At 60.1% G+C, this 15,119-nt stretch carries 13 protein-coding genes and 1 pseudogene; 10 read left to right on the top strand and 4 right to left on the bottom strand.

From position 1 onward, the window contains the following. Nucleotides 1-201: pseudogene (locus F8N12_RS10685) on the bottom strand (hypothetical protein); the annotation flags it as partial. A 253-nt stretch (nucleotides 202-454) separates the two neighbouring features. Next, a complete protein-coding gene (locus tag F8N12_RS10680; protein ID WP_150580398.1) occupies nucleotides 455-1,357 on the bottom strand; it encodes a helix-turn-helix domain-containing protein in 903 nt (300 codons plus the stop codon). Between the two features lie 161 nt (nucleotides 1,358-1,518). Here F8N12_RS10680 and F8N12_RS10675 point away from each other — a divergent pair, with 161 nt between their 5' ends. From F8N12_RS10675 to F8N12_RS10645, 7 genes are all read left to right on the top strand, one after another. After that, the gene (locus F8N12_RS10675; protein ID WP_150580397.1) at nucleotides 1,519-2,877 is read left to right on the top strand and encodes a glutamine synthetase family protein; all 1,359 of its coding nucleotides are present in this window, start codon (nucleotides 1,519-1,521) and stop codon (nucleotides 2,875-2,877) included. A 168-nt stretch (nucleotides 2,878-3,045) separates the two neighbouring features. Next, a complete protein-coding gene (locus F8N12_RS10670) occupies nucleotides 3,046-4,134 on the top strand; it encodes a polyamine ABC transporter substrate-binding protein (RefSeq protein ID WP_150580396.1) in 1,089 nt (362 codons plus the stop codon). Then, the gene (locus tag F8N12_RS10665) at nucleotides 4,131-5,423 is read left to right on the top strand and encodes an NAD(P)/FAD-dependent oxidoreductase (protein WP_150580395.1); all 1,293 of its coding nucleotides are present in this window, start codon (nucleotides 4,131-4,133) and stop codon (nucleotides 5,421-5,423) included. The genes F8N12_RS10670 and F8N12_RS10665 overlap by 4 nt, the downstream gene beginning before the upstream one ends. Nucleotides 5,424-5,730: 307 nt before the next feature. After that, complete coding sequence (locus tag F8N12_RS10660; protein ID WP_150580394.1) at nucleotides 5,731-6,327, top strand: paraquat-inducible protein A; 597 nt, start codon at nucleotides 5,731-5,733, stop codon at nucleotides 6,325-6,327. Beyond that, nucleotides 6,324-6,986 carry a paraquat-inducible protein A gene (locus tag F8N12_RS10655; protein ID WP_150580393.1) on the top strand — a complete coding sequence of 221 codons (663 nt, stop codon included), beginning with the start codon at nucleotides 6,324-6,326 and terminating at the stop codon, nucleotides 6,984-6,986. Before F8N12_RS10660 ends, F8N12_RS10655 begins: the two co-directional genes overlap by 4 nt. Beyond that, the gene (locus F8N12_RS10650; protein ID WP_150580392.1) at nucleotides 6,967-8,622 is read left to right on the top strand and encodes an intermembrane transport protein PqiB; all 1,656 of its coding nucleotides are present in this window, start codon (nucleotides 6,967-6,969) and stop codon (nucleotides 8,620-8,622) included. Before F8N12_RS10655 ends, F8N12_RS10650 begins: the two co-directional genes overlap by 20 nt. A 16-nt stretch (nucleotides 8,623-8,638) precedes the next feature. After that, nucleotides 8,639-9,184, top strand: coding sequence for a membrane integrity-associated transporter subunit PqiC (locus F8N12_RS10645; RefSeq protein ID WP_150580391.1), 546 nt, complete (start codon nucleotides 8,639-8,641; stop codon nucleotides 9,182-9,184). A gap of 646 nt (nucleotides 9,185-9,830) precedes the next feature. Here F8N12_RS10645 and xerC read toward each other — a convergent pair. Continuing rightward, nucleotides 9,831-10,721: a tyrosine recombinase XerC gene (gene xerC, locus F8N12_RS10640; RefSeq protein ID WP_150580390.1), complete on the bottom strand. Its 891-nt coding sequence runs from the start codon at nucleotides 10,719-10,721 to the stop codon at nucleotides 9,831-9,833. Nucleotides 10,722-11,038: 317 nt separating this feature from the next. Between xerC and F8N12_RS10635 the strand changes: the two genes are divergently transcribed. From F8N12_RS10635 to F8N12_RS10625, 3 genes are all read left to right on the top strand, one after another. Next, nucleotides 11,039-11,749, top strand: coding sequence for an HPP family protein (locus F8N12_RS10635; RefSeq protein ID WP_150580389.1), 711 nt, complete (start codon nucleotides 11,039-11,041; stop codon nucleotides 11,747-11,749). A gap of 132 nt (nucleotides 11,750-11,881) precedes the next feature. Continuing rightward, the gene (locus tag F8N12_RS10630; protein WP_150580388.1) at nucleotides 11,882-12,988 is read left to right on the top strand and encodes an enoyl-CoA hydratase/isomerase family protein; all 1,107 of its coding nucleotides are present in this window, start codon (nucleotides 11,882-11,884) and stop codon (nucleotides 12,986-12,988) included. A gap of 3 nt (nucleotides 12,989-12,991) precedes the next feature. Beyond that, nucleotides 12,992-14,143: an acyl-CoA dehydrogenase family protein gene (locus F8N12_RS10625; RefSeq protein ID WP_150580387.1), complete on the top strand. Its 1,152-nt coding sequence runs from the start codon at nucleotides 12,992-12,994 to the stop codon at nucleotides 14,141-14,143. A 202-nt stretch (nucleotides 14,144-14,345) separates the two neighbouring features. Here the strand turns inward: F8N12_RS10625 and F8N12_RS10615 are convergent, their stop codons facing one another. Further along, a complete protein-coding gene (locus tag F8N12_RS10615; protein ID WP_150580385.1) occupies nucleotides 14,346-15,119 on the bottom strand; it encodes an enoyl-CoA hydratase in 774 nt (257 codons plus the stop codon).

The raw sequence follows: 15,119 nt of genomic DNA, 5'->3' as shown, positions 1-15,119 counted from the left end.
ACCCACCGCAGCGCCGCGCAAACGTCCGCCGCTGGCCGTGGGCGGCGCTGCCTGGCTGGACGCCACGTTGTTGCAGTCGTTGATGTCGAGCTGGATTTGCTGCGAGTTCTGCCCCTTCAAAGGGACCACCGTTTCGGCCTCGGCCGAGGTAGCGACAACCGCTAGCACGGCGCACAAAGCGAGTGGAGACAACGTGTTCATGATGACCTCCGAGCTGATTTCAGCCACCAGAAAAGTGTAGATCACCCCCGCTCGCCTTGTGCCTCATGTGACTTACGGGCGCTTCAGCACACCGCGATTTACGAATCTAACCCGTAGCCGCTGGCGCAGCCTGCGTCGGCACCGCTCGGATTGGCTCGGATCGGTTCGGTTCGGACGCCGGCTGCGCCAGCTGCTACAGGGTCGGTGTAGTCCGCCGGGTACAGGCAGGGGGCGCAGCTTCGGTAGATCAGCCTTACCGGCAGCGCTTCAGCGTCTCGCTCGGCAGCTCATTGAACAGTGCGCGGTAACTACTGGAAAATCGCCCCAGGTGCCAGAACGACCACTGCATCGCCACTTCGGCCACCGTCGTCTCCATGGGCGAGCGCTTGAGCAACTCGCGGTGCGCACTGTTCAGGCGACGCAGGCGCAACCAGTGCGTGGGCGTCAGCCCGGTGTAGGCCTTGAACGCATGCTGTAACTGGCGCAGCGAAACGCCGGCGACGTGTGCCAGTTCAACCAGGTTGAGGGTTTCTTCCGGTGACTCCGCGGCCCATTCGCCGATCCGCTTCATCACCGCGCGCTCTTCACCTCGACGTTGCAAACCACCGCGATCAAGACACACGCAGGCATTGTCGAGAATGTACAAACAGTCTTCGAGCAGTTGTTGGGTCAACGCTTCCCTGCTCGGTGGATCCACCGTTTGCGAGAGGCGCGTGAGTGTGCCGCTGAGCCAGCGACTGAATAGCGCGTTCTGCCCCGAATCCAGCGGTGCCATGAACAAACCTTCCAGGCGGGCGACATTCAATCCGTGGTGCTGCACAAACTGCGGGCCGAACACCACAGCGATTTCCTGATAGTTTTCCGGCGTGATCCAGATGTTGCGGCTCTCTTCATTCAACACGTACAGCGCATTGTCGCTGCGATCAAAACAGAACGCCAAGGCGCCCGCGGGCGCGCTGAAATTTTGCTCGACCCGGGTGTTCATGTGCTCCTCGTAAATTTCCACCCCTTGCAGGTCGAGATAACGCACACGCCCGGCGAAATGCCCCGGCGACATCTGCTGGTAATGCTGGACCCAACCGGGTGTAGCACGGATTTGTTCGGCGACATCAACGGTGTCGAAGGCTTGAACCTGGAGCGGGTTACACGCTGTCATGGGTGACCTTACGCACTCGTTTGGTGCGTTTTGGTGCTGCTGAAAGTGGATAGATGGAACGTCAAGACTCGCCCAAGATAGTCGTCAACGCGTCCCAGGGGAAGTGTCTGGCGGATGAAACCACCCTCCCCGGCGTTAATAAAACCAATAACGAGGTCTTTATGAATGCCCCCTTCGATCAGCTGTTCACGTGGCTGAAAGATCACAAGATTACCGAAGTCGAGTGCGTCGTCAGCGATCTGACCGGCATTGCACGCGGCAAGATTGCACCCACCAACAAGTTCCTGCATGAGCGAGGCATGCGCCTGCCGGAAAGTGTGCTTCTGCAAACGGTAACCGGGGACTTTGTCGACGACGATATCTACTACGACCTGCTCGACCCGGCAGACATCGATATGATCTGCAAACCGGTGCCGGATGCGTTCTACGTGATTCCATGGGCGATCGAGCCGACGGCCATTGTCATCCACGACACTTTCGACAAATTCGGCAACCCCATCGAACTGTCGCCGCGCAACGTGCTGAAAAAAGTGCTGCAGCTTTACACCGACAAAGGCTGGCGGCCGATCGTTGCGCCGGAAATGGAGTTCTACCTGACCCAGCGCTGCGAAGACCCGGACCTGCCCTTGAAAGCACCCTTGGGTCGTTCCGGTCGCGCGGAAAGTGGCCGCCAGTCATTTTCCATTGATGCCGCCAACGAATTCGATCCGCTGTTTGAAGACGTCTACGACTGGTGCGAACTGCAAGGCCTGGACCTCGACACGCTGATCCACGAAGACGGCCCGGCGCAGATGGAAATCAATTTCCGCCATGGCGACGCGCTGGACCTGGCTGACCAGATTACCGTGTTCAAACGCACCCTGCGCGAAGCGGCACTCAAGCACAACGTCGCGGCAACATTCATGGCCAAACCGATTGGCGACGAGCCGGGCAGCGCCATGCATATTCACCAGAGCGTGGTCAACATCGCCACGGGGCAGCCGATCTTCTCCAACGCCGACGGCAGCATGAGCGAACTGTTCCTGCAGCACATCGGCGGCTTGCAGAAGTACATCCCGAAAGTGCTGCCGATGTTCGCACCCAACGTCAACTCGTTCCGCCGCTTCCTGCCCGACACCTCGGCACCGGTGAACGTGGAATGGGGCGAAGAGAACCGCACTGTAGGCCTGCGTGTGCCGACCTCGACACCGGATTCGATGCGTGTGGAAAACCGCTTGCCCGGCGCTGACGCCAATCCTTACCTGGCAATTGCCGCGAGTTTGTTGTGCGGTTATCTGGGCATGGTCGAGCACGTCCAGCCAAGCGCTGCGGTGCAAGGGCGGGCCTATGAGCGGCGCAACCTGCGCCTGCCGATCACCATCGAGGAGGCGCTGACGCAGATGGAAGAATGCGACACCGTGATTCGTTACCTGGGTGACAAGTTTGTCCGCGGGTATGTCGCGGTGAAGCGTGCAGAGCATGAAAATTTCAAACGCGTGATCAGCTCGTGGGAACGTGAGTTTTTGATGATGAGTGTTTAAAACCACGTTTCTTTCTGGGATCACGGTCCATTGTGGGAGCGGGCTTGCTCGCGAAGACGGTTGCATTCGCACCATCGGTATCGTCTGACACTGCGCTTTCGCGAGCAAGCCCGCTCCCACAGTGAGTAACTAGCGCCTGAAAACCACAAAAATCAAAGAGGTGTCGATATGCGTCTATTGAAAACCCTGGCTCCGCTCGGCCTGGCCATGTTCGTCAGCGCAAGTGCACAGGCCGAACAAAACGTCAGCGTCTATAACTGGACCGATTACATCGGCGAAACCACCCTCGCCGACTTTCAGAGCAAAACCGGCATCAAGGTGATCTACGACGTCTTCGATTCCAACGAAACCCTGGAAGGCAAACTGCTCGCCGGTCGCACCGGTTATGACGTGGTGGTGCCGTCCAACCACTTCCTCGCTCGCCAGGTGAAGGCTGGTGCTTTTCTGAAACTGGACCGCGCGCAATTACCCAACTTCAAGAACCTCGACCCCAAACTGCTCGCGTTGCTGGAAAAAAACGACCCGGGTAACGCGCATTCGGTGCCGTACCTGTGGGGCACCAACGGCATCGGCTACAACGTCGACAAGGTCAAGCAAGTGCTGGGCATCGACCATATTGATTCCTGGGCAGTGTTCTTCGAGCCGGAGAATCTGAAGAAGCTCAGCCAGTGCGGCGTGTCGATGATGGACTCGGCCGATGAAGTGTTCCCGGCGGTGCTCAACTACATGGGCATGGACCCGCGCAGTGAAAACCCCGAAGACTATAAAAAGGCCGAAGCCAAGCTGCTGAGCATTCGTCCTTACATCACCTATTTCCATTCCTCCAAGTACGTTTCGGACCTGGCCAACGGCGATATCTGCCTAGCGTTTGGTTATTCCGGCGACGTGTTCCAGGCGGCGAATCGCGCCAAGGAAGCGAACAATGGCGTGAACATCGCCTATACCATTCCCAAGGAAGGCAGCAACCTGTGGTTCGACCTGTTGGCGATTCCGGCCGACGCGAGCAACCCGAAAGAAGCTCACGCGTTCATCAACTACCTGCTTGATCCGAAAGTGATCGCCCAGGTCAGCGCCTCGGTGGGTTACGCCAACCCGAACCCGGCGTCGCAGCCCTTCATGGACGCCGAGCTGGTGAACAATCCAGAGGTGTATCCGCCGCAGACTGTCCTCGACAAGCTGTACATTTCCAGTACTCCGCCCCAGGCGATCATGCGGCTGATGACCCGTTCCTGGAGCAAAGTGAAGTCCAACAAATGAACCACGAGCAAGCTAATTCCTACTACGCGGCCACTGCCAAGAGCCAGGCGCCCTATCCGGCGCTGGCCGAGGACAAGGTCGCCGATGTCTGCGTGATCGGCGGTGGTTTCACCGGGGTCAACACGGCGATCGAACTGGCACAACGCGGGCTTTCGGTGGTTTTGCTTGAGGCACGCCGAATCGGCTGGGGCGCCAGTGGGCGCAACGGTGGGCAGTTGATTCGCGGCGTTGGCCATGACGTCAGCGGTTTTGCCAGGCATGTCGGTGAAGAAGGCGTGCGCTACCTGGAGCGTGCGGGTATCGAGTCGGTCGAGTTGGTAGGCCGGCGCATTGGCGAACACAATATTGACTGCGACCTGCGCTGGGGCTTCTGTGAACTGGCTAACACCAAGGCGCAGTTCGAGTCGTTCAAGGCCGAGCAGCAAAGCCTGGTTGAATCGGGATATGCCCATGAGACCCGCCTCGTCGCGCCGCAGCAGATCCGCGAACAGGTGGTGAACTCGGGGGTGTATGCCGGCGGACTGGTGGACATGGGTTCAGGGCATTTGCACCCGCTCAACCTGGTGCTGGGCGAGGCGCGACTGGCGCAGTCGCTGGGCGTACAGATTTTCGAGCAAAGCCCGGTGCTGGAATTGATTCATGGCAGCACCGTGCAGGTGCGTTGTGCCGGTGGCACCGTGCGCGCCGGGAGCATCGTGCTGGCGTGCAATGCGCATCTGCAAGAACTCGAACCGAAACTCAGCGGCAAGGTGCTGCCGGCCGGTAGCTACATCATTGCCACCGAGCCGCTGACGGCTGAAGCGGCGGCGCAGTTGATTCCGCAGAATCTGGCGTTGTGCGACCAGAAAGTCGGCCTCGATTACTACCGCCTCTCGGCAGACCGGCGCCTGTTGTTCGGCGGCGCCTGCCACTATTCCGGACGGGACCCGGCGGATATCAGTGCCTACATGCGCCCGCACATGCTCAAGGTCTTCCCGCAACTGGCCAATGTGCGCATTGATTATCAGTGGGGTGGAATGATCGGCATTACTGCCAATCGCTTCCCGCAGGTCGGGCGTTTGCGTCAACATCCTAATGTGTTCTACGCGCAAGGTTATTCCGGGCATGGGCTGAACGTGACCCACTGGTGCGCGAAGTTACTGGGCGAAGCCATCCATGCGGGGCACAGCAAAGGATTCGATGTCTTCAGCGCCGTGCCCCACATGACCTTCCCCGGCGGCCCGATGCTGCGCTCGCCACTGTTGGCCCTTGGCATGTTCTGGTATCGCTTGCGCGAGTTGCTTGGCTGACCTGATCCCTGCCTTCAAGAGCGGGCCCGCTCGCGATAGCCGCCTTTTGTAGGAGCGAGCCTGCTGGCGATAGCTGCCTTTTGTGGGAGCGAGCCTGCTCGCGATTGCCGCCTTTTGTGGGAGCGAGCCTGCTCGCGATAGCGCTCGCGCGATCAAATCGATGCTCGCCTGAAAAACCGCCACCGTCGCAATTCCGCCCAGACCAGGCTTAGGCCCACAATCGTTTGTGCCTTTCGATTTGCTCAATCGCAAGGCGCTTCTATATTGAGGGGGTGCTCTGAAATTCCTGTCTCATGGCGAGCGGCCTATGGCTACGACTGACCCATTGATCATCTGCGAGCACTGCGACTGCGTGTACGAGAAAGTCATGCTCGGCAAACACCAGAAGACCCTGTGCACCCGTTGCGGCGGCGTGCTGCAGCGCTATAACGGCCTGACCGTGGAACAGCGCCTGGCGCTGGCCTACACCGCGGCCGTGCTGTGGGCGTTCGCCAATTTCTATCCGGTCATGAGCATCAGCCTGCAGGGTTTGAAAAACAGCGCAACCTTGTGGGATTCAGTGCTGGCCCTGAGCCACGGTCCCATTACATTCATCGCCATGGTGGCTGCGATTGCGATGATCATCGCCCCCCTGTTCCAGGTCCTGCTGCTGATCTGGGTGCTGAGCTACGCCCTTGCTGGCCAGCGCTCACCCGGTTTCAGGTTCTGCATGCGCTGGCTGGAAACGCTCAGGCCCTGGAGCATGCTCGAAGTGTGCCTGCTGGGGGCCATGGTCGCGGTGTTCAAACTGGCCGGCATGCTCGACGTGCTACCCGGCATCGGCCTGTTTGCCCTGGCGGTCCTGAGCCTGATGATGATCCGCATCGCCGGGCGGGATATCCGTGAATTGTGGGACATCCTGTGAGCCGGGCGCCCATTGCCAGCGATCTCGACCTGTGCCTGTGCCACACCTGCGGGCTCGCCTGTGACGTCCGCGACGACCCGCATGAATGCGAGCGTTGCGGTGCACCGCTGCACCGGCGCAAGACCAATTCGATGGCGCGAACCTGGGCCTATCTCCTGGCGTCACTGGTGTTCTACATCCCGGCCAATCTGCTGCCGGTGATGAACACGACGATGCTCGGTTCTGGAGCAGACAGTACGATCATGGGCGGTGTGCTGGAGTTCTGGCAGCACGGCGCCTGGGACATCGCCCTGATCATTTTCATTGCCAGCGTCGCGGTGCCCGGCATCAAGTTTGGCGCGCTGACGCTGCTGCTGATCACCGTGCAGCGCAACAGCGTGTGGGCGCGCAGAGAGCGCTCCAGGCTCTACCGCTTCGTCGAGCTGATTGGTTACTGGTCGATGCTCGACGTGATCGTGGTGGCGTTGGTGGCGGCGCTGGTGAAGTTTCAGGCGTTAGGCGATATCGAACCGCGTCTGGGCATTCTGTTTTTCGGCCTGGTGGTGGTTTTCACCATGCTCTCGGCGATGAGTTTCGACCCACGCCTGATCTGGGATAACGACACATTGCGGGGCAACCCGCCAAATGAGGAGGTCATGGATGAAGTCGCCAGTCACTGATGGGTCGCAGCGCCCCGGCCAGGCCCCCGTCAAGACCCGTCGCTTCAGCGTGTCGCTGGTGTGGATTGTGCCGATTGTGGCGGTGCTGGTCGGGCTGTCACTGGTGGTGCACAGCCTGATGCAGGAAGGTCCGACCATCACCGTCACGTTCAAAACCGGCAGTGGCCTGACCGCCAACAAGACCGAGGTTAAATACCGCAACGTGGTGATCGGCCACGTCTCCGGGGTGGAGTTGAGCGATGACCAGAAAAGCGTCAATGCGACGATCAAACTGGACAAGCAGGCAGAAAGCTTCACCCGCCAGGACTCGCAATTCTGGGTGGTACGCCCGCGCATCGGTGCCGGTGGCGTGTCAGGCATCGATACGTTGCTGTCCGGCGACTACATTGGCGCCGATATCGGCCAGTCCGAGACGCGCGCAAAAACCTTCCAGGGCCTCGAGAATCCGCCGCCCATTACCTACGGCGAACCGGGCAAAAGTTTTACGTTGCATACCGAAGACCTAGGTTCGCTGGACATCGGCTCACCGGTCTATTTCCGCAAGATTCCGGTAGGCCAGGTGGTCGCATACGCACTGGATCCTGAAGGCAAAGGCGTCAATATCGAGGTGTTCATTCACGCGCCCAACGACGCCTATGTCACCGAGAACACCCGGTTCTGGAACGCCAGCGGCATTGATGTCAACGTCGGTGCCAACGGCTTTGCGGTGAAGACCGAGTCGTTATCGTCGTTGCTGGTCGGCGGCATTGCTTTCCGCGCGCCGCAATACAGCCCCAATGACACCCCGGCAGTGGAAGACAAGACCTTTGAATTGTTCGACGATCAGCAGGTTGCCCTCGCCCCGCCCAGCGGCAAACCGCAATACCTCAGCCTGCGTTTCGATCAGGCATTGCGCGGGCTGAAGGTGGATGCGCCTGTGGAGTTCCTGGGCATCGAGTTCGGTCGGGTAGTCTCGGTCAACCTTGATTTCGATCCGAAGAGCCGCACCTTCCCGGTCAATGTCGGCATCGTCATCTACCCGCAGCGTCTGGGCCAGGCGCACGTCAAGATGCTTGAGGTGCTCAAGCATGATCCCGAAGACGAAGCCGCCGGCGTTCGCCTGATTGGCACCTTCATCGAAAACGGCCTGCGGGCTCAGGCGCGCAGCGGCAACCTGTTGACCGGGCAACTTTACATCGCCCTTGATTTTTACCCGAAAGCCCCGAAAGTCACGTTCGACGCCACTGCCCGCCCGGTCTCTATCCCGACCATACCTGGCAGCCTCGAGCAGTTGCAGGAAAAACTCGAAAGCATGGTCAACAAGATCAACAATCTGCCGGTTGAACGCATCGCCAACAACCTCGACAGCAACCTCGTCGAGCTGCGCAAAGGCCTGACTCAGTTCAACGCGAAAACCTTGCCTGCCGTGCAATCGACCTTGGCCGATGTCAGCAAGACGCTGCAATCGGCCAGTTCGACCCTGGCCGAAGATTCCCCACAGCGCGAGCAGTTGAGCCAGACCCTGGATGAGCTTGGGCGGATGTCACGTTCCTTGCGCGAACTCTCGGATTACCTGGGCCGGCATCCGGAGTCGCTGATTCGCGGCCGCCCCGACCATGCTGCGCCCATGGACTTGAAGGCGCCGCCACGCAACTGATCACAGGAGCAACACCATGGCTTTATCGCTGAAATTCACCCTGGTCACTGCGTGTTTGCTGCTGGCGGCGTGTCGCAGTGACCCGATTCAATTCCATACGTTGACACCGGCACAACCTGTGGCTGCGCGTGGGAACGCGGGGGAGATTCTGATCGAGGGGCTGAGCGTACCGCCCCAGGTCGACCGTCCGCAAATTGTTATCCGCCAGGGCAACAGCAGTCTGGCGATTCTGGAAACCGAATGGTGGGCTGCGAGTCTGGTGGATGAGTTGCGCAGCGCGTTGGTGGATCAACTGGGCAGTGGCGCTCAGCGCAAAGTATCAGTGCGCCTGGATGTGCAACGCTTTGACTCGATTCCGGGGCAATACGGCTTGATCGATGTCAAATGGCGTTTGCGTAGTGGCGACGGCACATTGTTGACTTGCCGAAGCACATTGCAGACACCGTCCGGGCCCAGCGTCGGTGAACTGGTGGTTGCCCAGCAGAACAATGTCAAACGGCTTGCCGCGCTGATCAATCGCGCAGCGGGCGGGTATCAGTCAGGGTGTCCGGCGGATACTTAGCGTCCTCGTCACACGACCGCTGCGCGCCCCGACGCAGCCTTCGGCAGCTGCTGCAAAACAGCGTTCGCCGCAAACTCTGTAGCAGCTGGCGCAGCCTGCGTCCGTACGCGCGGGCGCCGTCTGCCTGAGATCCTGACGCAGCCTTCGGCAGCTGCTACAAAAACAGCGTTCGCCGCAAATCCTGTAGCAGCTGGCGCAGCCTGCGTCCGTATGCGCGGGCGCCGTCTGCCGGAGACCCTGACGCAGCCTTCGGCAGCTGCTACAAAAACAGCGTTCGCCGCAAATTCTGTAGCAGCTGGCGCAGCCTGCGTCCGGGCGCGCTGCCGCCGTCTGCCGGAGCCCCTGACGCAGCCTTCGGCAGCTGCTACAAAACAGCGTTCGCCACAAATCCTGTAGCAGCTGGCGCAGCCTGCGTCCGTACGCGCGGCCGCCGCCTGCCGTGGACTCTAACGCAGCCTTCGGCAGCTGCTACAAAACAGCGTTCGCCGCAAACTCTGTAGCAGCTGGCGCAGCCTGCGTCCGTACGCGCTGCCGCCGTCTGCCTAAGATCCGGACGCAGCCTTCGGCAGCTGCTACAAAACACCATTCGCCGCAAATTCTGTAGCAGCTGGCGCAGCCTGCGTCCGGGCGCCCTGCGGCACCCCAGTCAAAGATCAAAACGATCCACGGCCCGCCGGCGTTCGTTGTCGTCGCGCACATCGTAGTTGGCGGTGGTCTGGATGTTGCTGTGGTGCGCGAGTTTCTGCGCAATCGACAAATCATGCTCTTCGATCACGCGGGTGATGAAGGAACGACGGAAATCGTGGGGCATGATCTTCACCCCGACTTGCGCACCGCGCTGACGGGCAATGTAGTAAATGGCGTGTTTGGTAATGCGCTCGCGGGTGATATGGCTGCCACGACGGATGCGATTGAACAGGAACGGATCATCAGCCTCACCCTCCTTGAGCTGGGAGCGGCGCAGCTCCAGCCACGCCTCAAGCTTGGCGAACGCCCAGGCCGGGGCGTACTTGATCAACTGCTTATTACCCTTGCCGGTGACGCGAAGACTGCGCTCGTTGAAATCGACCTGAGCGAGGTCCAGGTTTACCGATTCAGATTTGCGCATCCCGGAACCGTACAGAATCCCGATGATAGCCGCATCCCGCAGCCCCTGGGGCCGTGGGTCGGCCGCGCAAACCGCCATCATTTCCTGAATCAACGAGCGACGCAGGTTGCGCCCCTGCGATAGCCGCGTGCCGGCGATTGCCTTGACCGAACGCATTTTCAGCAGGTGGTCCTGACTGATCAGGCTCATGCGCCACGCCTCATTCATGACGCCACGCACCGCGTTGACATACAGCGACGAAGTGTTCGGCGCATAACCGTCAGTGCGCAAGGCCGCGACCAATGCGATCACATCCTCGGGCTGCAACTGATGCCACGGGATATCTTCTACGTTCATGTCGTCAAAGCCCAGGCGATCAGCTGCATCTTGCAGCACATAACGCATGGTCAACTGGCTGGACGGCGCCAAACGTGCCAGATAGACGGACATCGGGTTGTTCCCGGCATTACTTGAATCTGCAGTTGGTAAGTCGATCAAAACGGAGGAGCCTTGAATGGCGTTGAAAAAAAAAGGGGGAATCAACCTGCCGTTGATGGCACTAAATGTCAAACGGTCGTCGTCGGAAAACCGGCATCTCTTACTGCAATATAAATGCACTGAAACTGCATTAATATGAATTTGTCACCTGCATGAATGAACGGCACACTGGGCCGGTTCCTCCCCCAATAGTTGGAACACCTTCAAAGGGCTTTCTGGGATTCTCAGATGAGCCTTTTTTTTTCGAATTTTTCTGGATCATCTGCCCAATGCTTGCTCGCTGGTTACCCGCCGCCATCAACACCCGCCCGACTGAGTGGAGCCGCGCCGCCATCGGTATGTCGCTGGGCACGCTGTTCAGCGTCTGGCTGTGCAGTCAATTCTTCGGTATCCAGGTCGCGCAGCATCTGATCGGTCCGCTGGGCGCGTCAGCCGTATTACTGTTTGCCGTATCGTCGGGCGCCCTCGCCCAGCCTTGGTCAATTGTGGGCGGCTACCTGAGTGCCGCTGTCGTCTCCTTGCTGGTTGCGCACGTACTCGGTCGCACCCTGGGCAGCGCTTGCCTCGCCGCCGGCATGGCGCTGGTGCTGATGTGCTGGCTGCGCTGCCTGCACCCGCCCGCCGGCGCCCTGGCACTGCTGTTAGTGCTGGCCGACCCGGCGACCATCGCCATGGACTGGAAGGCCCTCGCCCCGGTGATGCTTGCCGCCTTCACGTTGCTGTTCAGTGCGCTGGCGTATAACAATCTCACCCGCATTCGCTATCCCAAGCGCGCTGCGGAGCCGCTAGCGGTGGTGCCCGCTGACCATCCGCCCGTCGACAGTCAGGCCATCACTGCACAGGACCTGAAACTGGCGCTCGCCGACATGGAAGCATTCATCGACGTGACCCCCGAAGACCTTGAACAGCTGATCCACGCCACCGAGTTGCAGGCCAAACGCCGCAGCATCGGCGAAGTGCTGTCACCTCGCGTCCAATAGTTTGCGTAAGGCAAAAATGCAGACTAAACCTGCACGTATCCGGGTTGTACTGGGCAAATTTGCACTGGTACGATCCGGGATCGCTCGCGCGCGAGCTTGTCCATAAAGAACAATAAAAGCAGGGAGTTAGTGATGACTGCTCAGGTTTCTTCTCCGAGGACCCAGTCCATGGATGCCACGCAAAACGAAGTACTGGCCGAAGTCCGCAACCACATTGGTCACCTGACCCTCAATCGTCCCGCCGGGCTCAACGCAATCACCCTCGACATGGTCCGCCACCTGCAGCGTCAACTGGATGCGTGGGCGCAAGACCCGCAAATTCACGCCGTGGTATTGCGCGGTGCCGGCGAAAAGGCCTTCTGCGCCGGCGGTGACATACGTTCCCTTTACGACAGTTTCAAGAACGGCGGCACGCTGCACGGGGATTTCTTCGTCGAGGAATATGCGCTCGACCTCACTCTCCACCATTACCGCAAACCGGTGCTCGCCCTGATGGACGGCTTCGTCCTCGGTGGTGGCATGGGCCTGGTGCAGGGCGCAGATTTGCGGGTGGTGACTGAAAAGAGCCGCCTGGCCATGCCGGAAGTGGCGATCGGCTATTTCCCGGACGTCGGCGGAAGCTATTTCCTGTCACGTATTCCCGGTGAGCTGGGCACGTACCTGGGCGTCAGCGGCACGCAGATTCGCGCGGCCGACGCGCTGTATTGCGGGCTGGCCGACTGGTACCTGGAGAGCGCCAGCCTGGGCGCGCTCGACGAACAGCTCGATCAGCTTGAGTGGCACGACACACCGCTGAAAGACCTTCAGGGCTTGCTGGCCAAACTCGCCGTGCAGCAATTGCCCCACCCGCCACTGAGTACCTTGCGGCCGGTGATTGATCACTTCTTCGCCCTTCCCGACGTGCCGAGTATGGTGGAGCAACTGCGTGAAGTGACCGTTGCCGACAGCCATGAATGGGCGCTCGCTACCGCGGATCTGTTGGAGAGCCGTTCGCCGCTGGCCATGGGCGTGACCCTGGAAATGTTGCGGCGCGGTCGTCATTTGAGCCTGGAAGACTGCTTCGCCATGGAGTTGCACCTGGACCGCCAGTGGTTTGAACGCGGTGACCTGATCGAAGGCGTACGCGCCCTGCTGATCGACAAGGACAAAAATCCGCGCTGGAACCCGCCGACGTTACAGGCACTGGATGCCGAGCATATCGCGAGTTTCTTCAGCGGCCTCGAACAGAGTGGGAGCTGAGCCATGCACGACATCGAATTAAGCGAAGAGCAGGTGATGATCCGCGACATGGCCCGGGATTTTGCCCGTGGCGAGATCGCGCCCCACGCACAATCCTGGGAAAAGGCCGGCTGGATCGACGACGCGCTGGTGGCGAAGATGGGTGAACTTGGCCTGCTCGGCATGGTGGTCCCGGAAGAATGGGGTGGCACCTACGTCGACTACGTGGCCTACGCCTTGGCGGTCGAGGAAATATCTGCCGGTGACGGCGCCACGGGTGCGCTGATGAGCATTCACAATTCGGTCGGCTGCGGGCCGGTCCTCAACTACGGCACCGAGGAGCAGAAAAAAACCTGGCTGGCGGACCTCGCCAGCGGCCAGGCTATTGGCTGCTTCTGCCTGACTGAACCGCAGGCCGGTTCCGAAGCGCATAACCTGCGCACCCGCGCTGAACTGCGTGACGGCCAGTGGGTGATCAACGGCGCCAAGCAATTTGTCAGCAATGGCAAGCGGGCCCGGCTGGCGATCGTGTTTGCGGTGACAGACCCGGACTTGGGCAAGCGCGGAATTTCTGCGTTTCTGGTACCGACGGACACCGCAGGTTTTATCGTCGACCGCACCGAGCACAAAATGGGCATCCGCGCCTCCGACACCTGCGCGGTGACGTTGAGCAACTGTACGATCCCCGAGGCCAACCTGCTGGGCGAGCGCGGCAAGGGTTTGGCAATCGCCTTGTCGAACCTTGAAGGCGGCCGTATCGGCATCGCCGCCCAGGCATTGGGCATCGCCCGCGCGGCGTTCGAAGCGGCGTTGGCCTATTCGCGTGATCGGGTGCAGTTCGACAAGCCGATCATCGAGCACCAAAGCATCGCGAACATGCTGGCGGACATGCACACCCGGTTGAACGCAGCACGCTTGCTGATCCTTCACGCGGCGCGCTTGCGCAGTGCCGGCAAACCGTGTCTGTCGGAGGCTTCGCAGGCCAAGCTATTCGCGTCAGAGATGGCCGAGAAGGTCTGCTCTTCGGCGCTGCAGATTCATGGCGGCTACGGGTACCTGGAGGATTATCCGGTTGAGCGGTATTACCGCGATGCGCGGATCACGCAGATTTACGAAGGGTCCAGCGAGATTCAGCGGATGGTCATTGCCCGGGAGTTGAAGCATTACCTGGTGTGATGCTTAACGGCATCGCGAGCAGGCTTGCTCTCACGGGTTATGCGTCGGTCGAAAGAACACCGATAACCTGTCAGAGTCGGGCTCGCCCGCAGGACGCCTTCGCGGGCAAGCCCGCTCCCACATTTGACCGCATTTCTCCTGAGGAGACGCGGGCGAATGTGGGAGCGGGCTTGCTCGCGAAGGGGACAGTGAAAACGCCGTATTACTTACCGACGAACGCGGCCTCACGCTTGCCAACAAACGCCGCCATTCCTTCCTTCTGATCCTGCGTCGCAAACGCGGCATGGAACACCCGACGCTCGAAACGCACGCCTTCCGACAAGCTCACCTCGAATGCGCGATTCACACTTTCCTTGACCATCATCGCAATCGGCAACGACTTCTTCGCAATCAGCGTCGCGACTTTCAGCGCCTCCTCCAGCAGCTCATCGGCCGGCACGATCCGCGCGACGATACCGCAGCGCTCCGCTTCCACCGCATCGATCAAGCGCCCGCTCAGGCACATCTCCATCGCCTTGGCTTTACCCACTGCACGGGTCAGACGCTGAGTGCCGCCCATGCCTGGGAGCACACCAAGGTTGATTTCCGGCTGACCGAATTTCGCGTTGTCGCCGGCCAGAATAAAGTCGCACATCAACGCCAGCTCACAGCCGCCGCCCAAGGCGAAACCGCTAACGGCGGCAATGATCGGCTTGCGGCGGTTAGCCACGCGATCGCTGTCGCTGAACAGATCGTCCAGGTAAATCTGCGGGTAGGTCAGCTCGGCCATTTCCTTGATGTCCGCGCCGGCGGCGAAGGCTTTTTTTGAACCGGTGAGGACAATGCAACCGATGTTGGAGTCCGCTTCCAGACCATCCAGCGCATGATTCAGCTCGCTGACAATCTGCGCATTGAGCGCGTTGAGCGCTTGCGGACGGTTAAGAGTGATCAGGCCAACGCGGCCCTGGATTTCAAGCAAAATAGTTTCGTAGTTCAC

It is taken from the genome of Pseudomonas fluorescens (genome assembly GCF_902497625.1).
In the GTDB taxonomy this organism is placed as follows: Bacteria; Pseudomonadota; Gammaproteobacteria; order Pseudomonadales; family Pseudomonadaceae; genus Aquipseudomonas; species Aquipseudomonas fluorescens_BQ.
This window is presented reverse-complemented; position numbering and strand designations above follow the sequence as displayed.